The sequence below is a fragment of the Roseimaritima multifibrata genome (genome assembly GCF_007741495.1).
GTDB classification, from domain to species: Bacteria; Planctomycetota; Planctomycetia; order Pirellulales; family Pirellulaceae; genus Roseimaritima; species Roseimaritima multifibrata.
Window position 1 is genome coordinate 4089716 of the sequence record NZ_CP036262.1, and the last position, 20711, is coordinate 4110426.

Below are 20711 nucleotides of genomic sequence, written 5' to 3' on the forward strand. Positions count from 1 at the left end.
ATCTCGCGGATCGCGTTGGGGATGTGGACGGTCTCCGCCCCGTCCGTTCGTCCGCTTCAGCAATTGGAAACCGATCTTACATGTTTGCGTAAGCGCAACGGTGAGGGGAGCGGCCCCTCACCTTCAGCCGTGCCGCTCGCTTCGCAGCAAACGGCTCTACCTTCAACACGCCCTTCTCCACGCTCCGCACAAAGGGGGAGGGTAGGAAAAGAGATTACTACGAAACGATAAAGCTATCGAGCGAAGATTCTACTCGGTGAGCGTCTTGATCAGAAAATCGCCTGCAGCTTGCTCAGCCTCTGTGCCTGTCGCGAGCTGAGCAGCCGACGTCGCGTTTATGGCGTTATATCCGGCTTGGACCGGAGCGGCCAACAATTCAATGCGAGATTCCGAGAGGTCCTTCTTTTCGCCATCCACTGGGCTGACGCACAGTAGAGGGCGAGGTGCACACAGTGCAGCTAGCTGCGAAACATCGGCTACTTTGAGAAGGTTCGGAGCGTAGACCCACAACGGCTGCGGCAAAGGGTCGGCGATCGCATCGACAAGGCTGCCCAGCGTCCGCTCGGTAACCACTGCGTCAATCTGGTCAGAGAGGGCTGCCGCAAGCAGTGCAGTCAACCCGCTACTGCCACGTCCATACACGGCAACTTCCCCAAGACCTTCTTGGTCCGAAAGAGTGCGTGCCGCGACGATCACATCCCAAGCCTGTTGAGCCAATAAAGGACGACCAAGCACGATCGCGTCACTAGCACATTGATTGGCATTGACCACGCCTTCTCCGGTCCCTCGAACATCGAGAGCCAGTATGGCGATTGGTTGTTCGAGCAATCGGCGAACCGTTTCCGATTTCATCGCCGCCTGCTTTCCTTCCGAGTCCAAAACGATCACCAAAGGCAGAGGCTTTTTAGCGTTCTCGGGTTGGATCAACAGAGCAGGTACTTCCAGCTCGCGTTCGGTCCGAATGGTAAGTCGCTTAACCGTGTGACCTTCCCAGTCAAACGATCCGTGCTCTTCCGCAGGCGACTTGAACGCCTGCGGTTTGCCGCCCAGCGTTTCCCAAAGCTGTTCACGTAGGTTTGCTGCCCAGGCAGTGTAACCGGCGGCGTCGCTTGGCACGCTCGGATAGGCCGATACCAATCGGTTTGCTTCCTCGCGAACCAAGTCGGCATAGCTTCTGGCATCGGCAGGAAATTTGCCGTCTTTGAATACTATCAGGTCTTTCGACTTCTTGTCTTCTAGCACAATTTCAGGTTCGGCAACGGGCGAACCATCGCCGCGTCCCTGAAGAAAACGGTTGAACCATCCGTAACCAGCTTCACGCAATGGCTTCGACCAACCATGACCGGCTGGAACATCACGCAGCGTCACGTGATCGGCCGAATCATAAAGAGCATAGATCTGTTCGGCGCGGCGAATCGTATCGCGCGTTCCGGCAATTGGGAAAATGGGATCCTTCTGACCGTTGCCAGCAAGAAACGGACGTGGTGCCGCAAGCCCCACGAACTGGAACTGCTCCATGTTCTGAGCAATACCGGGCAGATGGTTGCAAATACAATGATTGCCGCCATCCTTGATCCAAGCTTCATAAGAGCAAAGACAACAGAACGACGCACCACATGCAAATCGACTATCGATCGGCATCGCATACATCGTATTTAATCCGCCACCTGAATTGCCTGCGATGCCGATCCGCTTGGGATCCACTTCCGGACGCGTCTCCAGATAGTCGAGTGATCGAATGCTATCCCATAGCATGTAACGCAGATTGGTATGGCCGACAAGCAACGCAGGGTAGCTGACCTGGTGGGAGTATCCACGCAACTTTCGTTCACCCTGTCCGATCGGATCATAAGCCAGCACGACGTAGCCTTGGCGAACCAATCCGATCTGAGCGGTACGGTAGAGATCATAGTTTTTGCCGTCGTCCATCGAGTGACCAGCGGTCACCACGATTGCAGGCAACGGGCCTTCCAAGCCAGTTGGGACATACAAATTCGCCGTCACGTAAAAGCCAGGAAAGCTCTCGAAGACGACATTCTCGATCGTATAGCCGTCTCGCTCGGATCGCCCTGTCACTTTGGCGTTGAGTGGCGTTTTGGCAGGGCGCGGCGACAAACCAATCGCTTCGTCCAATTTGACGGCGAGTGATTCTTTTGACTTCTCCCAGTCCTCTAGCCCCACGGGATCCGCGTGCTGGCGACTGACCGCTACGTTGGCATCGATGTTGTAACGCAATGCATTCGCACTGCTGGGCAACCCACCGGGGTAGACCTTCCACGGATCGGGATCGGCAGCCAGCGACGCGCTGGCAATGATTGCGGAGACCAAAATCGCCAACGAAAACGGAGTGCGAGACAAGTTCATGTTCTGTTTCTCTATAGGTGGGGTGCGGGGGCGGGAGGAATGGGAGGCCGATTCGTCGGGGAATCGAAGCATAACATTGTCATCCGCATCATGACAACAAATGCTGCATCCAAATCAAAACTTGGCGACCATCTCTTTTGCGATCGACTTGATTTTCGAAACGTTTGCAGGAGGCGTTTCCATCAACCGATTGTAGTCAGCCAATAATTCATCGGTCTTTGCCGGATCCGATTCACGCATCGATTCAAGCCGGTCCTGCAGGCCCTCAATCGAGCTATTCAGTTCACCGGTGGCAGCAAGTTCCACCAGCACAGCCTTCGCCAACTCCGTGGAGGAAGGTGGCTGAACCGCAACTCCTTCTTCGCGTTTATCACACCCAACCAGCACGCCCACTAACAACATACAAACAAGCAATCGAGCCAACATCAACGATGCTCCTAACAGAATCGGAAAAACAAAAAAAGGAAAACGCTGCAGCACCGCACCTACGGTAGCGTCACGACTTCTCCGCCATTGCGGGAACCTAAACCATGATAAAGCTGTAGATCGACGGTCTCCGTCATCATTCGCACCGAAGCGTCCGCCAGCACGACATTCACTCCACCGGGATGGCGGCTTCTAGCAGGGAAAACTCCCTTACTATCGCCTGCACCACAGGTCGAACAGGTCATGCAACTGGGGTATTTCCAGTTAGGCGGTGCAACGGTGTTGAAAACAGTATAGATATAGACAGGACGTCCCCAGCGATAACCATAATAGCTGGTGTGATTGTTGCGTCCCGCATCGCAGGCTTGTCCATACGCTTCAACCTGGGCATCCGTAATCGGCCCCTGTTGAGTGGATTCGTTGGCTGACCAAGGCTGGGCGCGAACGAGGTCTGTCTTTTGGCGATAAGTACCGTCGTCACCATCACCCGTCAGATGCTCGCTAAACAGAATCGTATTGGACGTCCCATCGACGATCATCGCCATCCGTGTGGGAGCATCCATTCCGAACACGCCATTACGTCGTGACTCGGCAATCGTCCAGCCGATGTTGGACCCCGCAGAGACCGCATAGTTGCAATTGCCTCGCACTGTTGCACTTGGAAACGGCATGTCCGAGGGACAGGAAAAAGCTGCCATCGGCGTCGTCGCAACCAGATTGTCTACCGTCGGACTAATCGGCAGGTAGAAATCGCGAGACACGGTTTTGATTTGATCATAAAGCGCCTGCTGTTCGATGAAGGGGAGGAACGAGATCAGCGGCCCGTAACCTTGAAAGTCTGCTGCCGAAGGACTACCCGCTTTCTGTCGATACGCGGGAAACGTCAGAAACGTGTCGTGATAGTTATGTGATGCCAACCCCAACTGCTTCAAGTTGTTGGAGCATTGCATCCGTCGTGCCGCTTCGCGAGCTGCCTGAACGGCGGGCAAAAGCAAGCCCACTAACACACCAATAATGGCTATGACAACGAGTAACTCAACTAGAGTGAAACCAGCGCGCAGCGAATATGAGCGTTTCATCGCTTCCTCTTTTTTAAAAACTAAGAAGTTTAGAAATCAAGAATCCGTGTGCAAAGCAAGCCACGGAGTAAGGCGGGACCCTCAGGCTAATTACGGGAGAGTGGTTCGTCAATCCTCGAAAGGACTGTTGATTGATTCAGCAAAGTCAATCCATCAACTGCTGTGATCATTCACGACAGCAATCGTCAATGATGCGTTAGCAAAACACGTGGTGAACTGGGTCATCTGAAGTTCTTTGCTATTCAAAAAACGCATTGCGTTTTTCCGCGACCTACAGCGAGCACCTATTTTCCGTGTTCGATTTTTCGGACGACCGCGGAACGAGCGTCTGTCGTAACACGGTTCGATGTCGCCACCGGACAATCACATCCTCCACGACGCAAAGTGCACGGGACAGAACGAACGTCCAATCGATGGACTGGCAAGCCGATAACGGGATGACAGGCTGTCGGTTTAGTGATTGCCGCCTTCCGCAAAACGGAAAAGCGCCCCGTTGAGTCGCAGACAAAAGCAATTGACCGGACATTAAACAAGAATTTGAGCGTTGGCTCGGATGATAAATTATCTGCCTAATCGTCAAAATGCCATCGTTCGTTCAGCCACCGGGATAGTGCTGCGATGTGCCCCCCGCCGTCCTCTCCCTTAGAGTAGACTAGAGTCACCGCCCGCCGCGCGACAGTCCTCTCGCAGCTAAATCCTAACCATCTCTAAATGCCTCAACGCTCATGAAAATTCTGTTTTCCACGTTGTTGTTATGGCTTCTGTGCCCGATCAGCTTGGTATCTGCGGACACCGTACTGCGTGCCGGAGCGTCATCCGTTGACATTTCGCCGCGCACTTTTCCCGCCATCCGCAATGGAGGTTTCCTGCAGGCCAGCGGGACGTCGAGCGCCGATCCGTTGCACGCTCGCAGTTTGGTGCTTTCCGAGGGGAATGAAACGATTGCGATCACCATCGTCGATTCGTGTATGTTTCCCACCGATATCTGCGATGCGATCAAGGCGAAAGTAACAAAACAGATAGGGCTGCCCGCCAATCGTATCCTAATCAGTGCCACTCACACGCATTCTGCTCCCTCGGTAATGGCGTATTGCCTAGGGACCAGTCGCGACGAAGCCTACGCGGAATACGTTGTGCCACGCGTCGCGGAAGCGATCGTTTCGGCGCACCAAAAATTGCAACCAGCAAAGATCGGATGGACGACGATTGACGCTGGTGAACAAACCAATTGCCGTCGCTGGATCACCCGCAGCGACCGCACAGGAACGGATCCCTTCGGCCAACAAACGGTCCGGGCAATGATGCATCCCGGTTACCTCAATCCTGACTACGTCCATCCCGCCGGTCCGATTGACCCGCAATTGTCATTGCTAAGCGTGGTATCTGCCGCGGACGATGCTCCGCTGTGCTTATTGGCAAATTACTCGATGCATTATTTCGGTCATGGTTCCGGCTTTTCCGCTGACTACTTCGGCGAAGTCGCCGGATTGCTGGAATCGGGGATCGCTGCAACAAGCGACTTGCCCCCTAACCACTTTGTCGGAATCATGTCGCAAGGCACCAGTGGCGATTTGCACTGGATGGATTATGGGATGCCGAAACGCCGCATCGACCGCACCGATTACGCGAAATCGATTGCCAAGCCCGCTTTAGAAGCTTGGAAACAGATCCAACATCGCTCGGACCTAACGATCGCCATGGCCGAATCTCGGATGCCCCTGCGAAGACGAGTCCCCGACGCTCAGCGGATCGCCTGGGCCAAACCGATCAATGACAAACGCGGCGATGCGCTCCCGAAAAACCGCGAAGAAGTGTACGCCCAGCAGGCAGAATGGATTCATGCCAATCAGGAAACCGAAGTGGTCTTGCAAGCCGTCCGCATCGGCGACCTGGGGATCACTGCACTGCCTAACGAGGTATACGGAATCACCGGCCTGAAACTTAAACAGCAAAGCCCATTAGAAACCACTTTCAACATGGAACTTGCCAATGGCGCCGAAGGATACATCCCACCGCCCGAGCAACATCGCCTGGGCGGTTACACGACCTGGCCGGCTCGAACAGCAGGACTGGAAGTCGAAGCAGAGCCCAAAATTGTCGAGCGCGTGTTGACGTTATTGGAGTCCGTGTCGGGAAAAGAGCGACGCGTTCTGGTCGATCCGTCGAATCCGTATTCCGAAAAAGTGACGAAAGCCCAGCCCACCGCCTATTGGCGACTGGGCGACATGGTCGCTGATCAAGCCGCCGATGCGACCGGAAATCACCCTGCGCAGTTCAACGGGGGCGTGGCCCTATACCTGCAGGGACCTGACCTGCACGCGTCCGCTGCTACCGAAGCAGGGGAATCCAGCAACCGCTGCGTTTACTTTGCCGGCGGTTCGATGCAGGCTGAGGTCGCAGATCTTCCTGACGACTACAGCCTGTCGATGTGGTTCTGGAATGGCTTACCCGCTGGCAGTGAAAATCCGTCGGCGACCTTGTTTTCAAGAGGCGAGGGTGAGGATCAACAGGCGTTGACGATTGCCAGCACCGATGATGGTCTACCCACGCTTGCCTTCCGCAACGGCGCCGCCGAACAAGATGGTTCCGAGATGCACGTGGGATCGACGCCCCTGGGCACCAAAGCCTGGCACCACGTGACCTTGGTCCGCCACGCCGACAGCGTAAAGATCTATTTAAACGGCAGCGCACAACCGGAGCTACAAACTTCGCTCCATTCAGCCCCCGCTGCGTCCGACGAATTTTTCTTTGGCAATTTCGATGGCAAGCTAGATGAAATCGCCTTGTTCGCTCGTCCGTTATCAGGTGAGGAAACGGCAGAATTCTATCGTGCTTCCAACATGAAAGCCCCCAAGATTCCGTCGAAGTCGATCGTGCAAGGTGAAAAACCGTCGGACTCCGCAGCTCTTAAACGTTACGCCGAGGAAATTCAAAAATCAAAACCGGTCGCTTTTTGGCGACTGCATGATAACAACCGTAACGCCGCAAAAGACGAACAGGCCGCCCACGACGGGACGTACGAACCGAAGTCGGGACCTCGCAAACCCGCCGCGTTGCAGCCGAATTTTTCCGGTGGCCGCATGCTGGCGAGCGTTCCAAAATTGAACGATCAATACAGCGTTGAATTCTGGTTGAACAATCAACAGCCCAACAACAACCGTCCGGTCACCGGGTATCTGTTCACCCGAGGCATCGAAGGTGCAAATGGCGCCCCCGGCGATTGTCTGGGAATCGGCGGCACGCATTCCGGCAGCGGGCGACTGTTTTTGTACAACGGCAACGAACGGGGCGAACTGGTCAGCGGCAAAACCGTACTGACAACCGATAGCTGGAACCACGTGGTCCTGGTCCGCGACGCAAACCAAGTAAAAGTTTTCCTAAATGGCGATCTTGAAATCGACGGTCCGCTAATCAAAACCTACCCCGAAGGTTGCTCGCAAATGCAGATTGGTGGGCGCAACGATAACTACGCAAATTTCCAGGGCATGATCGACGAAGTCGCGGTCTATGACCGTACGCTTTCAGCCGACGAAGTTCGAACGCACTTTGCCACCGCTGGCGCAAAACCGATTGCCCGAAAAAAGTCAGAGACTCCATCGGAACTTGAGCCTACAACCGCCGCAGCCTCCCTCAAAAAGATCCACGTGCGAGAAGGGTTCGAGGTCCAATTGGTCGCCAGCGAACCATTGGTAAAAGACCCCGTCGCCATCGACTGGGGACTGGATGGCAAATTGTGGGTTGTTGAAATGGCGGATTATCCGTTGGGCATGGACGGGGCTGGAAAACCAGGAGGCCGCATTCGTGTGCTGGAAGACCAAGACCAAGATGGCCGTTACGATTCGTCAACACTGTTTGCCGACGGACTCTCGTTTCCCAATGGGATTCTGGTCTGGGGGAACGGCGTGCTGGTTACCGCCGCGCCCGAAATCCTCTATCTGGAAGACAGCACCGGCGATGGCAAAGCCGACATCCGCCGCAGCGTCTACAGTGGATTCCTGGAAGGCAATCAGCAGCTGCGAGTCAACGGATTGCGATGGGGGCTGGACAACTGGATTCATTGTGCCAGTGGCAGTCACCACTCGGGTTACGGAAAGGGTAATCAGATTACCTCGGTACTGACTGGGCAGGCTCACCAAATCGGCAGCCGCGACTTTCGCATTCAGCCCGATACCGGTGACATCGACCCGCAGAGCGGCCCTTCGCAGTACGGCCGTAATCGTGACGACTGGGGAAACTGGTTTGGAGTGCAAAACAGTCTTCCGCTGTGGCACTATGTGTTGGCCGATCAGGACATTCGCCGCAACGCACACTTCGCTCCGCCCGATCCCAAACGGCAAGTGGTCACGCCCAGCAACCCACCGGTCTACCCCGCCGCACAGCTGCAAAAACGTTTCCACAATTTTGACCAATCGGGCCGCTTCACATCGGCTTGTTCAGCCATCATCTATCGCGACAACGTGTTGTTCCCGCGCGCTGACAATCAACAGCATGCGTTCACATGCGAACCGTTTCATAACTTGGTCCAACACAACATTATCACGGACGACGGAGTCAGTTTTAACTTTCACCGCGATCCGGCTGAAGCAGATTTCGATTTCTTTGCCAGTCAGGATCGTTGGTGCCGCCCTGTGATGGCTCGCACCGGACCAGATGGTGCGCTCTGGATCGTGGACATGTACCGCTACATGATCGAACATCCGCAATGGCTGCCTCAGAACGGCAAGGACGAATTGCTACCCTACTATCGACTTGGTGAAAACCGTGGACGTATCTATCGCATCGTCCCTACAGGAAAACTGCTCGACGCTGCTCCAATCGCAAATTCAACGGCAGGCCTGCTAGCCGCTCTGGCAAGTTCCAATGGTTGGCAACGCGATGCGGCACAACAAAACTTGGTCCGCAGGAAAGAGCCCGCTGCCGTCCCTCAGATTGAATCGATTGCAACGGCCGGTGAAACGCCGCAACAGCGACTGCAGGCCCTCTGCACACTCGATGGCATGCAAACCCTCAGCATCGATGTTTTACAGTCGGCACTGCAAGATCCCCACGCCGGAGTTCGTCGACAGGCCGTCCGGCTGGCGGCTGAACATCCTGTCGACGTCAAGCGGTTGGAACCCCTCGCGAAAGATCCGAACGCCAAGGTGCGACTACAACTGGCGGCGACGCTGGGTGCCTACGATGACTTGATGGCGGCAGAACTACTGGCTCGCTTGGCGGTTGATTCCGCCGATGAAGACTACGTCCTAGCGAACGTGATGAGCTCGCTGAACCAACGCAACATCGCCCAGGTCCTGACAGCCACGATTGCGTTATCATCCGATGCGACGGCAAGTGAACATCAACGCCGTTTACAACAACAGCTATTTGGGCAGGTCGCAGCTCTCGGCGATGCAGCTGCGATCGGTCAGGTCGTTGCGACAATCTGCGACAATGCTGGCGGCCCGCTCAAACCGTGGCAACTTTCCGGACTGGCAGATCTTCTGGACGGATTAGCGAAACGCAAATTTTCACTGAATCAGCTGGCGGCGGAGCACCAACAGTTGGTCGATAAATCGATCGCACAGGCTGGCGCATCTGTTTCGGCTGCTTCCGACCAGCTGACGCCGTTAACCGCGGCCTCGCTGCGGCTGTTGTTAAGGCAGGAGAACGTCTATACAGAGGACATGCAACGGTTAGCCAAGCTTTTGGTGCCACAGTCTGCGGTAGAACTTCAATTGGCTGTCATCGATCGCCTGGCACTCCAGGATGATCAACCGATCGCCGACGTGATGCTGGCAGGTTGGCAGTCCTATGGCCCGTCATTACGAGCAAAAGTCTTGGACGTTTTGGCCAGCCGTACACAGTGGAGCAAGGTGCTGCTAACAAGCGTTGTTGCGAAACAGATTTCCGCCGGCGAAATCAGCCCCTCGATGCGCGAGCGTCTGCTGGCGACGAAAGACACTGCACTCCGATCCGGTTGGACCAAAGCCTTCACGACGTCGGCCAGCCCCGATCGCAAACAGACCATCGAGCGTTACCAAGGTGCGTTGGAATTGACCGGCGACGTCGAACGCGGACGGAAAGTGTTTGCGACCAGCTGCGCAGCCTGCCACAAATTTGGCGGCGTCGGACACGTCGTCGGGCCTGACCTTGCCTCGATCACCGACAAGAGACCACCCACGTTGTTGGCAAACATCATGGACCCCAGCGCCGAAGTCGAAGCACGCTACCTGACCTACATCGTCGTTACGGTCGATGGTCGCGTCCACAACGGATTGCTGGCAACCGAAACCGGCAGCAGCATCACCCTGTTATCCAACGAAGGCAAAAGCGAAACGATTCTGCGGACCGAAATCGAGGAATTGCAAGCGTCAGGAAAATCGTTAATGCCCGAGGGATTAGAGAAAGATCTCTCGCCACAAGCCGTCGCCGATCTGATTGCCTTGCTAACGGAGAAATCAGAAAGCGACGACTAACCCATTCCAAAGCAATCCGTCCCCCATCCCGTAACTACCGTCGCCAGACGGTGGTCAGGCCCCACATTCACGCTCCGGCCAGCGTAGCAACATTCTTTGACCTGGACGCTGGACAGGAAAAAGGCGGATCAAATCAGCTAGTAAAGGATGGCAATTCAAAGCCGGAGCGATAGGTTCCGCTCAGTAGTTGATTCGCTTTGGAATTATCGAGAAACGTTTCTGTCGTAGCATCGAACGGCAGCGTCGGACCAAGCCGATAAGACGCGTTCGATAGATTCAGGCTGGCGGTGTCGACCAGATGCCGTTTCATACCTTCGAACGAATCGGATGCAAACTGGTTTTCAGAAAGGGGATGAGGTTCGTTGCGAAATGACGCCTCCTTGCCCAGACGATAGGAAATATTTCCCAGGTGAGCCATAACCGCCGTGCGATGCCCATCAAGGACATCCGAGGCAAGGTCTTCGCTTTTGCGGCTTCGGACACAGTCGATGAAATTCTGCAGATGAGCTCGCGCGGAATTTTCTGGAAGACCGCTTACAGGGGCTCCTTCGATGACTTCTCCCGTCTCCTTACCATGGAGATAGAACTTGCCTTCTTTGATGACCCCTTCGTCGGTATGAAAATCGATGCTCATTTTCAGCGGTTTATCAAAGTGCAGGCCACGTTGCTGACAGACGACTTTTGCGTCGCCGAAATCATACAACGTTAACTGCGTATTGGGGGTATCTGCCTGATCCTCGTACCCGTAACGCCCTCCCAGACTGACAACGGATTTCGGACTTGCGCTTGCGGGCATCGCCCAGCGTACCATTTCGATTTCATGAGACCCAAGATTACCAATTTCCCCATTGCCATAATCCCACATCCAGTGCCAGCGGTAGTGCACCAAATTGGTTCGGTAGGGATTTAGCGGAGCCGGTCCGGTCCACAGGTCATAATCCAATTCCCGCGGCGGTTGGATCGGATTTTTGATGCCAATACTTTTGCGAGGACGGAAGATTTGAATGCTGGCGGTTTCCAGCTTGCCGTACTTCCCATCCCGGATGTCGGTGGTGTAAGCCTGCCACTTCGGATCGGAACGCCACTGCGTGCCGTGCTGAACGATGCGGCCATACTTCTGGGCCGCTTCAACCATTCGGCGGCCTTCCACGATGTTGTGACTGCAAGGTTTTTCGACATACACATCTTTCCCAGCCTGACAGGCCCAAATGGTCATCAGCGCATGCCAGTGATTCGGCGTCGCGATCGTAACCGCATCCACCGTCGGGTCCTCCAGCACTTCACGAATATCTTGCACACACTTCGGTTTCTTCCCTGAATAGCGTTCGACGGTGGCACTTCTGGAAGCAAACAGCCGACTGTCCGGATCGACCAGATGGGTGATTTCGACATTTTTGATTCCGCCCAAATCGCCCATGTGGATTTTTCCACGGCCATTGATTCCAGCAATCGCAACACGAACTCGATCATTCGCACCGATGACTTGGCCAGACGATTTTGTCCCGGAAATTGTCGTCGAAGCAACGATACCGGTTGCAGCAGCGTGCTTCAAAAAATTGCGACGCGTCGGTCGATTCATAGTTAATCACTTAAAGTTATCGTTGTTCACAAATTCGTTGCCGCGACACCGTAGCTGCGTTTATCAGAACGCGGTTGTGGTTCCTGCCGACCGTCTGGCGACGGTAGCTACGGTTTGTTTGAGAGACATTTTCGTGCGATGTTATGACAAATCGGGAGTCACTTCCTTCAGGTAAGGATGAAGGTCCTGAAAGCGATTATCAACGTCTGCGATTTGATCGCTGCTAATCTTTAGTTCGGATATAATCGGCGAAGCAGGAGTCGATTTCCCTCGACCGTAGTTCCTAGACAACAAATTCTTGAAGACGCCTCGCTTCTTCCAAATGATTAAGTTAGCGCCACGCAGACCACCTGGTTTTGCTTTGACCATTTGAATGAATTTACTAAAAACGTCTTCCAGAGTTTTGGGATCTTCACCGCTTTCCTGCAATTCCCAAATACGGGTAAGCACGTCTGCATAAGCGGCGCGTTCGGTGATCACACCTTCCGAGCCAAGCTGAGACTCTTGTAGCCAATGAAATCCACCACGTGCGCTAAACACACGGCGTACAGGAGGCATGGCGGCGAGAGACGTTTTCATCCGCCCCAACACGTCGCCCGCCTCTTCCTTGATATATCCAAAGTGCGGGAACTCGGCTGCCAATTCGATCATTAGCTTGGGTGACGGCACAGGCCCTTTGTAGGCAACGCCGCCGGTTGTCTGAAGAATGACAGGCCGCGTGGCCACCGATGCGAGGGCTGTCCAGTATTGCCGCAGATCCTCTTCGGTTTTCCCGGAATCGGGCGGTCGAGAGATGATCGCTTCCGGTTCCAATTTCTCAGCGTGCTCCGCGAACGCGAGCATTTCTTCGGTGTCTTTTCCCTGCACGCCAAGACATAGCGAAGTGGGCAGATCACGGGCCGTCTTGGCCAGCACCTCCATGCCTTTCATCTTCTCGTCCATCGTCAACAGATCGACGCTGTCTCCCGATTGAGGCCAGATCATTCCAGGGCAGCCACCCCACGAAACGAATTTCGCTTCCTTGGCGAGAACGTCGTAATCCACATCTCCCGACTCCGTAAACGGAGTGGAGAGAATCGGAAACGGCCCGCGAACCTTGGGGTCGGCCTTTGCGGTAGACCCGTCCTGCTGAGCACACAGCGGCTTGCCCGGCAAGACCGAACCAGCCACCAAGCTGGAAACTCCGCATAATGTGCTTTTGACGACAGTCCGTCGGGAGAGAGTATGTTTAGATGTCATGATGCTTCTCGGAATACGAATGGGACATTGCGTTTAACGGTAGCGGGGCAGGGCTCAGCGAATCAACGAACGCGTTTCACGATCAATCGATATCGCAAGCCTCGCCGTAGATTCTCACCGGTATGGCTGGGTCCAAGCTGCTGGCTGAGATTGCCAGTCAGACTGAGATTCATTGCCGACTTTGACAATTTTCGCCCGCACATATAAATCTTCAGGTTTCAATGTATACGCACCTTCGGTCCCCTCAACCGAATCAAGAACAACACCAATCGAATTGGAGAAAACGTCGATCTTCCGTGCTGGATTGCGTGCACCTTTCTGGACTTCAATGCTCTGGCTGGACGGGTCGTAGTCCTTTTTCGTTCCAATGAATTCGATCCGATATCCAGCTTCCTCTCGGACATCAATTTTGACCGTAAGCGTTTTACCATCGAACTGAATATCTTCAAAATCAAGTCCATTCGATGCGTAGAAATCCCCTTCACGAATCGCGGCCAGCAGGTCTTTTACAGCAAGGCTCTCCGCCCGCACGACGCTCCAAGCTTTTGCGTCCTTCGTGTAGTCGTGGCGGTCATCCGATCCGATCCCCAGTAGCAGCGGTTGATCATGGGAGGCGCGGTGCGCGTTGACAATATCCCAAAACTCTTCCGGTTTCCAACCATCAGGATTCGCATCGTAGCGTCCATCGATGCTGTTGTTGTTCAGTTCGAACAAACGGATCCGCGGTTGTGCAATCAAATCCTTTGGAGAAAAATCGTAGTATCGCCACAACGGATGATCCGCGATGAATAAATAGTCCTGTCCGCGGTAGACCTCTTTTCCCTTTGTGAAGGTCTGATCAAAAATCTCGGTCGGTGTCTCGGCTGTGATATACGAAAACACTTCGCGGACGTTAATGAAATTCATATGGACTTGCTGTCCGTTATGACAGCCACCGGTTTGTTCGTATCCCGGGATCATCAAAAACTTCCCCGGCTCGGCGAACTGTTTCTCCAGTTCGGCGAACGTCGTCATTCGAACATAGGTCTGTCCGCCGACGGTGATCGTGCGAACCGCTTCCTCACCATACTTCTCTATCGATTCGTCGACGTATCGCTGCGTCAGCTTGGGCCACCCCTCAGTCGGTGTTATGACTTTCCACAAGGAGGTCTCGTCCTTGAAAGCAGCTAAATCGGACGGTTGATTGTTAAACCCAAATCCATGGAAACGAAGTTCTTCTGACTGGAAGATGTTGTGATCCGTTGGGCAGATAAAATCGTAGCCATGCGTCTTGTACCAATCGATGGCCCAAGGGGCGAGCGGTTTGCCATCGGACCACTGATTGTGCATGTGCAAATTCCCTTTGAACCAGCGTTTTGGTGAAGAGGCACCCGTGCTGGCGGCAGAGAAAGCAGGCGATGTTCCAAGCAGCGTTGCAGTCGTTGCTGCGGTGCCACAAGTCTTAATAAAATCACGACGGCTGGCGTTGTTCAACATGGGGGCAGGCTCCTGCGTTTCCAAGAGGTGTAGGTAGGCTGGTCAAGGAAAGGAAGATTGCGGTCTCTAGTCAAGCTGCCATTCTAGCAACTGGAAAGGTCACCGTTGAAAGAAGCCGAGCAGCCACCACTCAACAGAGCACTCAGAGAAACCGCCGGGAAGGCGGACGGCCCAGCGGGCTGGGGCTGCATTACGGCAGCGGCATTCGTAGAACACGATGGTGGTAACTGTCGACGACGTACAGCCAATCGCCGCGGACGGTCACGCCGTGCGGACGTTTAAGTTTGTAATCGCCCTTGCCTAGCACGGTGGTCAACGTCTTGGCAAGCGGATCGTATTTGCGAATCGTGTGATTCATGTCGTCGGCGATAAACACGTTACCGTCTGGATCAATCGCCAGATATTTGGGTTCCTTCAATTGAGCCTTCAAGGCGGGCCCGTCGGTGTCGCCCGGTTTTCCAGTCCCCGCGACCGTTTCGATCACGCCCGAAGGACGGACGACCCGGAGTGCATTTCCGTTGCGTTCCACGATGTACAGGTTGCCCGCATCATCCATCGCCGCGGCGCGCGGATCGACCAAAGGAGCAGCCGTTGCTTGCTGACCGTCTTTGGGGATGCCCCGCTGACCGTTGCCGGCAAGAGTCGTGATCTGACCTGATTTCATGTCGATGGCACGAATGCGGTGATTGCCCAAATCGGCGACCAGCAACTGCGACTTGTCTGGCGTCAGCGATACGGACATCACGGTATTCATCTGGGCCTCAGCGGCTGCTCCGCCATCCCCTGAAAACCCTCGTTTACCGGTCCCAGCGAAGGTCGAGACCTTTCCGTTGGTTGCATCGATCCGTCGGACGACGTGATTTGCGTGGTCGGATAAGAGGATATCACCGTTTGGCAAAATCGCCAGATTATGGATGGCGTCGAACGTTGCGTCCGTCGCCGGTCCGCCGTCACCCTCGTAACCGCGGGCTCCGGTTCCGGCAATCCGTTCCAATGCCCCCTGACCATCGACGCGGAACACGCGACCGCCGACATACTCGCCGATCACCATCTTCCCCTGAGGATCAAACTCGACACCGAAAGGAATGTTCAGTTTCTCGGTCGTTGACGGTTTCGGTGCTGGCGTCGAATCACCGATCAGCACGGTCACGTCCTGGGCGTGCACCAGCGCGGCCGAAAGGAAAGTTGCCGCCAAGAGAACCGCGGCCAGTGAAGACAGACGCCACACGGCGGAAATAGTTAGAGACTGGTACATGGGTGTGAATCTTTCAAACGGGTTCTATCATGACGGGTGCGGTGCGACACATTGATGACACATCGCGTTGGATTCGGTGCTGTTGCGCACGGTGCTACTACTGCGGTTGGCCTGCCTGCTTCGTACTGCTAACGGCATCGCCAAGACGCAGCGTCAGCAGGTATTCCACCAAGTCGGCTAATTGTTGCGAACTGAAATCAGAGACCAATCCGCTTGGCATCAGCGAAACAGCTTGGGGACGTTCCGATTCCACTTCATCGGACGCGAAGGTTACGCGTTCGCCAGTGGCGATTCCGATCGTGATTTGGCCGTCCTGGCGATCGATTACCAAGCCGCTCAGCACGCGGCCATCTTCCAACAAAAAAGTACTGGCAACGAAATTGTAATTGATCGCACCGCTGGGATACTGGATGTGGTACAGCAGTTCCGTTGCCCCGTACTTCATTCCGATCGAGGATAGATCCGGGCCCACCAAACTTCCAGAACCGTCCACATGATGGCAACGGGCGCAGGCGGCGTCTTGACGTGTTGCGAACCACTGCCGTCCGCGATCAGGATCGCCCTGCAAGGCAAGCACCGCTTGAACATTGTGGATTTTTTTCCCGCTTGTGCCCGATGAAACCGGTAACGCTTGTTCGGCCAATTGACGAATTCGCCGGTCGGCCTGATTGTGTAATAGGAAGGACAATTCCTCGACCAAATCTTGGGGAAAGGAATCCTCGCGGTAAACTTGCAAGATCCGTTCGACACCCTTGATTGATGACGTCATCAACTGCAGGGCGCGGCGCCGCACGTCCAGCGGCATGTTGTCGCTGGTGAGCACGTCCACCAACACGTCGTCGGAAGCCGCCCCGTCCAGACGGGTCGTGGCCTCCAGCGCGGCCAATGCGATCGGTCCGCCGCTCGGTTGGTTTCTAGCCGCTTCAATCCACTGCTGGATGGCTGCTTGCGCGGGCTGATGTTGCAGTTCACCCAAAGCGGCCACCGCAGCGGCACGGATGGGAACGGCACCACCGTCGGCATCAGCCAACTCCAGCAGCGACGGACCGAACTTGATCATTCGCCCCCGAGCAATCGCGGCGATCGCCTCCTGCTGCAGAGCCGGATCCTGTAAAGCCGCTGCGAACACCTGATTCAACGAATCCGAATCCGCCAGTTCCTGCCAAGGTCCAACGATTCGGCCGCCCAGTCGCTTTAAGATTTCGCGCCGCCCGGATGCGTCCACGGTGGCGGCCGAGTACCGCCGAATCAGCAGTTCGCCCGCTCGACGGTCCTCCATTTCGGACAACGCAATCGTGGCGGCTTGTTCAACCGACGGAGACTCGTTTGCATCCAAAATCTTACGAATGGCCGATAAGGACTCGGGACGCTGCAGCGCCCACGCAACCCCGATTACTTGGCTAGCCGAATTTGACGGCGGAAGCGTATCGTCCGGTCGCAAAAAAGCGTCGTTTGTACCGGTCGGATAATAGGGCGGAACGGCGATAGGACGGTTATCCCAGCCAGCAAGGATCGCTCGTTCCGCCAAACTGTCGAACAAAATGGTCAGGTCCGCCGCCGAGCGGTCCACCAATGCGGCTCGTACGGCTTCCAGATAATATCGGTCGCGACCGTCCCAACTTGCTACCAATTCCAACAATGCATCCCCCAGGAATTCACTGGGCACATTGCGCAGCGCCAGCAGCAACGCTCGCCGCACTCCGGAATCAGGATCGTCCACCAGTGGCATTAGTTGATCGAGGTACTCGAGAGCCGGGGATTTCAGCTCCGTTCCCGCGGACGAGGCGACCAACCCTTCACGCTGCGTGTCGCGGGCAAGCAATTGGACGGCCGTTTCGCGGATTCGTGGGTCGTTGTCGTTCAATGCGGTCAACAAGTCTTCATGCTTGGTGCCGGGGAGCGCGTCTAACACATACAAAATTCGAGCACGAACATGCGCGGGCGCCTTACCAAACAACGTCAGCAACCGCGGCCGCACGGTCGCCCCTTCTGCAACCAAACGATCGCGAGTCGCTAGCCGCGTGACAGTGTTGGGCGATTGCAGATCGGAAAGAAGCCCCGCCACAGGGTCGTCGGAATCGTCCGCTGTGGGAAGTGTATTAGCTGGTTCGGTCGACGAAGTGCTCAGTCGGTAGATGCGCCCCGTGGTCTGATCCGAAAAACGATTGCCCCCCACGCCAGCGTCGTACCAGTCACAAACAAACACCGATCCGTCCGGTGCCACGGAGAGGTCGACCGGACGGAACCAATCATCTTCTCCCTTCAGTACAACTTCATAATCCGATCGAAAACCGGCCCCGTGACGGTGTAACGGGTGAGCATTCACCTGCCGAGTTCCCGAATCGATTTGCAGCACCGCGCCGAAATAGCGTGCGGGCAAATGGTCTCCTTCGTAAACAATCAATCCGCCCGGTGCGCCGTTGCCGGTTCCGACCAGTTTAGGAATGATGCCGGGCAGTTCTTCAGCCCAGTGCCGATTCGATTTCGAGTGCTGGTAACCGTACTGTCCGCCATCGATCACCCAGTACATTCGCGAGCCACGATTGCCGTCGTCATCGTTGTCCGACCCAAAGACATTTCCAAACGAGTCGACAGTGGCTCCGTAATTATTGCGGTGTCCGGACGTCAACAATTCCAGTTGGTGACCGTCGCGATTGACTCGAAGCGTCGTGCCAAAGTTATTGCTGGATAGTCGCCGGCCGGACGGATCGGTCACGTCAAACGTTGATTGGCGAGCCTGCACGCGATCGGCTCCGTAGCGTGCATCACCGACCGTAAAATACAGTTTGCCATCAGGACCAAAGGTCATCCCGTGCAAACCATGATCGCTGTCAACGCCCCGGAAACCGCTTAGTAATTTGAAACGCCGGTCTGCACGATCGTCGCCGTCCGTATCCTCCAGTACCAGCAGGTCAGGAGAGTGACCGATGTAAACACGTGTGCCGGTTTGTTGACCGTCGGTCCAAATCTCTTCAACGGCCAGCCCAAGGGGGACGGGGAAAATATCGTCGGCGAAAACGATCACCGAATCAGCGTGGCCGTCGCCGTTGGTATCGCTGAGGATTTTGATGCGGTCAGCACCGTCAACGCGTTTGAGTTGATCGAATTTCCGCTGCTGCATGCGATAGTTCAAACCTTCCGAAATCCACACACGTCCTCTGGAATCGATATCCATCGAAGTGGGATTGTTGACCATCGGTTCACTTGCCCATAACGACACCTCCATTCCGTCGGCGGGACGCAAAGATGTCAGCGATTCCGTTGGCGTCTGCTGGGCATGCGACGGCACTCCCGGAAGGGCAACGGCCAACGCGATCGCCAGTAAACCACAGCAAGTCGACAGCCGACCGGCGCAAACAAAAACGGATGCCATTCGAATCATCAGGTCAGATCGCCTCAGCTGGAACGTATCACTAGGTGTTTCAATGCCGCAAGCTGCAAACGTCTGCAACCTCCTTCGCCAGAAGCAGAACGGTTCCGCGGCAGCTACGCCCTGCCGAGCGCAGCCATCTTTTCGCGTTGTTGCATTAGGAAAACAATTTGGCGATCGGAGTTCCCTGGTCGGTCACGGGAACCGGGCGGTCCCCCGCGTATAGGTACTTGCTGTAGTCGACGCCCATGCATCCGCAGATGGTGGCAAAGAAGTCAGGAACGCTAACCGGATCGGCGACAATTTTTTTGGCCAGATGGTCGGTTTCACCGAACGCCCCGCAATGTGCCAAACCGCCTCCGGCCAGAACACAACTGAACGCCGACCCCTGATGGCCGCGACCACCACCGCTGTCGAATTCCGGCGGCCGCCCGAATTCACTGGTGATCACGATCAAGGTTTTGTCCAGTAAATCTTTTTTCTGGAGATCGGCGATCAGCGTCGCAACCGCGGTATCCATTTCCTGGATCAACTTGTGCTGATTGACGATCCCGCTGTTATGAACGTCCCACCCCGATCCGTTCAAGAAGTTCAGGTTATGGCTAACTTCGATAAATCGGACTCCGCGTTCGATCAAACGGCGGCTTAGTAAACAGCGTTGACCGAATTCGCCACCGTACTGATTACGCAAATCGTCCGGTTCGCCATCCAGATTGAAGACTTGATTGAATTCAGGACCGCTCAGTTTCATACTCTGTTCAATCGCGGATTCGTAGTCGAGCAATTTGCTTACCGAAGTGGAGCCAGCGTTCTTGCGCAACGAAGCGAGGAACTGCTCGCGTCTGTCCTGGCGCTGCGGCGTGATGATATCCGGTCGAGACAGCCCGGCTGGTCCCCGTCCGGTTTCGGTCAGGTATAGATAGCCGTGTTTGGCTCCCAAGAACCCTGGGCCGCGCGTCACGTTTGGATAACCGATCAAGACGTAAGGGGGCGCGTCATCGCCAGCCGCACCACGCTCGTGCGCGATCAACGATCCAAGTGATGGATAGGTCACCGTACCGCTAATCGCACGTCCGGTGTGCATGCGATTGGTGGCCGCCGCATGTTCATCGATCACACCATGGTTCACCGTCCGCACCGCAGTCACGCGATCCATCACTTTAGCCATCGAGGACAGATGCTCGCAGACCTGTACTCCGTCTACGACGGTGTCAATCGAATCATAGTAAGCCCCCGCTTTGCGAGCCTTGGGGTCCCCTTTGGCTTTGGGATCAAACGTGTCAATCTGTCCCATGCCGCCGCCAAGCCAAATTGAAATCACATGTTCGGCTTTGCCTTGCAGCAATTTTTGGGAAGTGCTCCCTTGAGCGAGCGGAGCGACACTCAGGGCGCCGGCGGTCGCCATACCGCTGGCCAAAAACTGTCGTCGGGTTGGATCTTGCATGACTCGCCTCAAATTCGTGAAGTG

10 protein-coding genes are annotated in these 20711 nt (G+C 55.4%); 1 reads left to right on the plus strand and 9 read right to left on the minus strand.

The genetic code is table 11. The annotated features are described in order from the left end of the window. Positions 1 to 249: 249 nt before the first annotated feature. From FF011L_RS14780 to FF011L_RS14790, 3 genes are all read right to left on the minus strand, one after another. Positions 250 to 2364 (minus strand): alpha/beta hydrolase, encoded by a 2115-nt coding sequence (locus tag FF011L_RS14780; RefSeq protein ID WP_218932641.1) that lies wholly within the window; start codon positions 2362 to 2364, stop codon positions 250 to 252. A 114-nt stretch (positions 2365 to 2478) separates the two neighbouring features. Next, positions 2479 to 2790: a hypothetical protein gene (locus FF011L_RS14785; protein ID WP_145352428.1), complete on the minus strand. Its 312-nt coding sequence runs from the start codon at positions 2788 to 2790 to the stop codon at positions 2479 to 2481. A 59-nt stretch (positions 2791 to 2849) separates the two neighbouring features. Then, positions 2850 to 3869, minus strand: coding sequence for a DUF1559 domain-containing protein (locus FF011L_RS14790; RefSeq protein ID WP_145352429.1), 1020 nt, complete (start codon positions 3867 to 3869; stop codon positions 2850 to 2852). Positions 3870 to 4594: 725 nt separating this feature from the next. On the opposite strand from FF011L_RS14790, the gene FF011L_RS14795 reads away from it, so the two are divergent. Next, positions 4595 to 10324 carry a PVC-type heme-binding CxxCH protein gene (locus tag FF011L_RS14795; RefSeq protein ID WP_145352430.1) on the plus strand — a complete coding sequence of 1910 codons (5730 nt, stop codon included), beginning with the start codon at positions 4595 to 4597 and terminating at the stop codon, positions 10322 to 10324. A 133-nt stretch (positions 10325 to 10457) separates the two neighbouring features. Here FF011L_RS14795 and FF011L_RS14800 read toward each other — a convergent pair whose 3' ends face one another. The 6 genes from FF011L_RS14800 to FF011L_RS14825 all read right to left on the minus strand — a co-directional run bounded on the left by FF011L_RS14800 (position 10458) and on the right by FF011L_RS14825 (position 20687). After that, a complete protein-coding gene (locus tag FF011L_RS14800) occupies positions 10458 to 11903 on the minus strand; it encodes a Gfo/Idh/MocA family protein (RefSeq protein WP_145352431.1) in 1446 nt (481 codons plus the stop codon). 141 nt (positions 11904 to 12044) lie between these two features. Next, positions 12045 to 13142 (minus strand): dihydrodipicolinate synthase family protein, encoded by a 1098-nt coding sequence (locus tag FF011L_RS14805; protein WP_145352432.1) that lies wholly within the window; start codon positions 13140 to 13142, stop codon positions 12045 to 12047. A 114-nt stretch (positions 13143 to 13256) separates the two neighbouring features. Continuing rightward, positions 13257 to 14618, minus strand: a complete 1362-nt coding sequence (locus FF011L_RS14810; protein WP_145352433.1) for a twin-arginine translocation signal domain-containing protein — start codon at positions 14616 to 14618, stop codon at positions 13257 to 13259. Positions 14619 to 14808: 190 nt separating this feature from the next. After that, positions 14809 to 15873 (minus strand): NHL repeat-containing protein, encoded by a 1065-nt coding sequence (locus tag FF011L_RS14815; protein ID WP_218932642.1) that lies wholly within the window; start codon positions 15871 to 15873, stop codon positions 14809 to 14811. 97 nt (positions 15874 to 15970) lie between these two features. Further along, positions 15971 to 19246, minus strand: a complete 3276-nt coding sequence (locus tag FF011L_RS14820) for a PVC-type heme-binding CxxCH protein (RefSeq protein ID WP_218932643.1) — start codon at positions 19244 to 19246, stop codon at positions 15971 to 15973. Positions 19247 to 19400: 154 nt separating this feature from the next. After that, the gene (locus FF011L_RS14825; RefSeq protein WP_145352435.1) at positions 19401 to 20687 is read right to left on the minus strand and encodes a DUF1501 domain-containing protein; all 1287 of its coding nucleotides are present in this window, start codon (positions 20685 to 20687) and stop codon (positions 19401 to 19403) included. Between the last annotated feature and the right edge of the window lie 24 nt (positions 20688 to 20711).

Excerpts from the sequence above, each read along its gene's own strand:
- FF011L_RS14780 (WP_218932641.1), bottom strand. The coding sequence starts at position 2,364 with ATGAACTTGTCTCGCACTCCGTTTTCGTTGGCGATTTTGGTCTCCGCA.
- FF011L_RS14785 (WP_145352428.1), bottom strand. The coding sequence starts at position 2,790 with ATGTTGGCTCGATTGCTTGTTTGTATGTTGTTAGTGGGCGTGCTGGTT.
- FF011L_RS14790 (WP_145352429.1), bottom strand. The coding sequence starts at position 3,869 with ATGAAACGCTCATATTCGCTGCGCGCTGGTTTCACTCTAGTTGAGTTA.
- FF011L_RS14795 (WP_145352430.1), top strand. The coding sequence starts at position 4,595 with ATGAAAATTCTGTTTTCCACGTTGTTGTTATGGCTTCTGTGCCCGATC.
- FF011L_RS14800 (WP_145352431.1), bottom strand. The coding sequence starts at position 11,903 with ATGAATCGACCGACGCGTCGCAATTTTTTGAAGCACGCTGCTGCAACC.
- FF011L_RS14805 (WP_145352432.1), bottom strand. The coding sequence starts at position 13,142 with ATGACATCTAAACATACTCTCTCCCGACGGACTGTCGTCAAAAGCACA.
- FF011L_RS14810 (WP_145352433.1), bottom strand. The coding sequence starts at position 14,618 with ATGTTGAACAACGCCAGCCGTCGTGATTTTATTAAGACTTGTGGCACC.
- FF011L_RS14815 (WP_218932642.1), bottom strand. The coding sequence starts at position 15,873 with ATGTACCAGTCTCTAACTATTTCCGCCGTGTGGCGTCTGTCTTCACTG.
- FF011L_RS14820 (WP_218932643.1), bottom strand. The coding sequence starts at position 19,246 with ATGGCATCCGTTTTTGTTTGCGCCGGTCGGCTGTCGACTTGCTGTGGT.
- FF011L_RS14825 (WP_145352435.1), bottom strand. The coding sequence starts at position 20,687 with ATGCAAGATCCAACCCGACGACAGTTTTTGGCCAGCGGTATGGCGACC.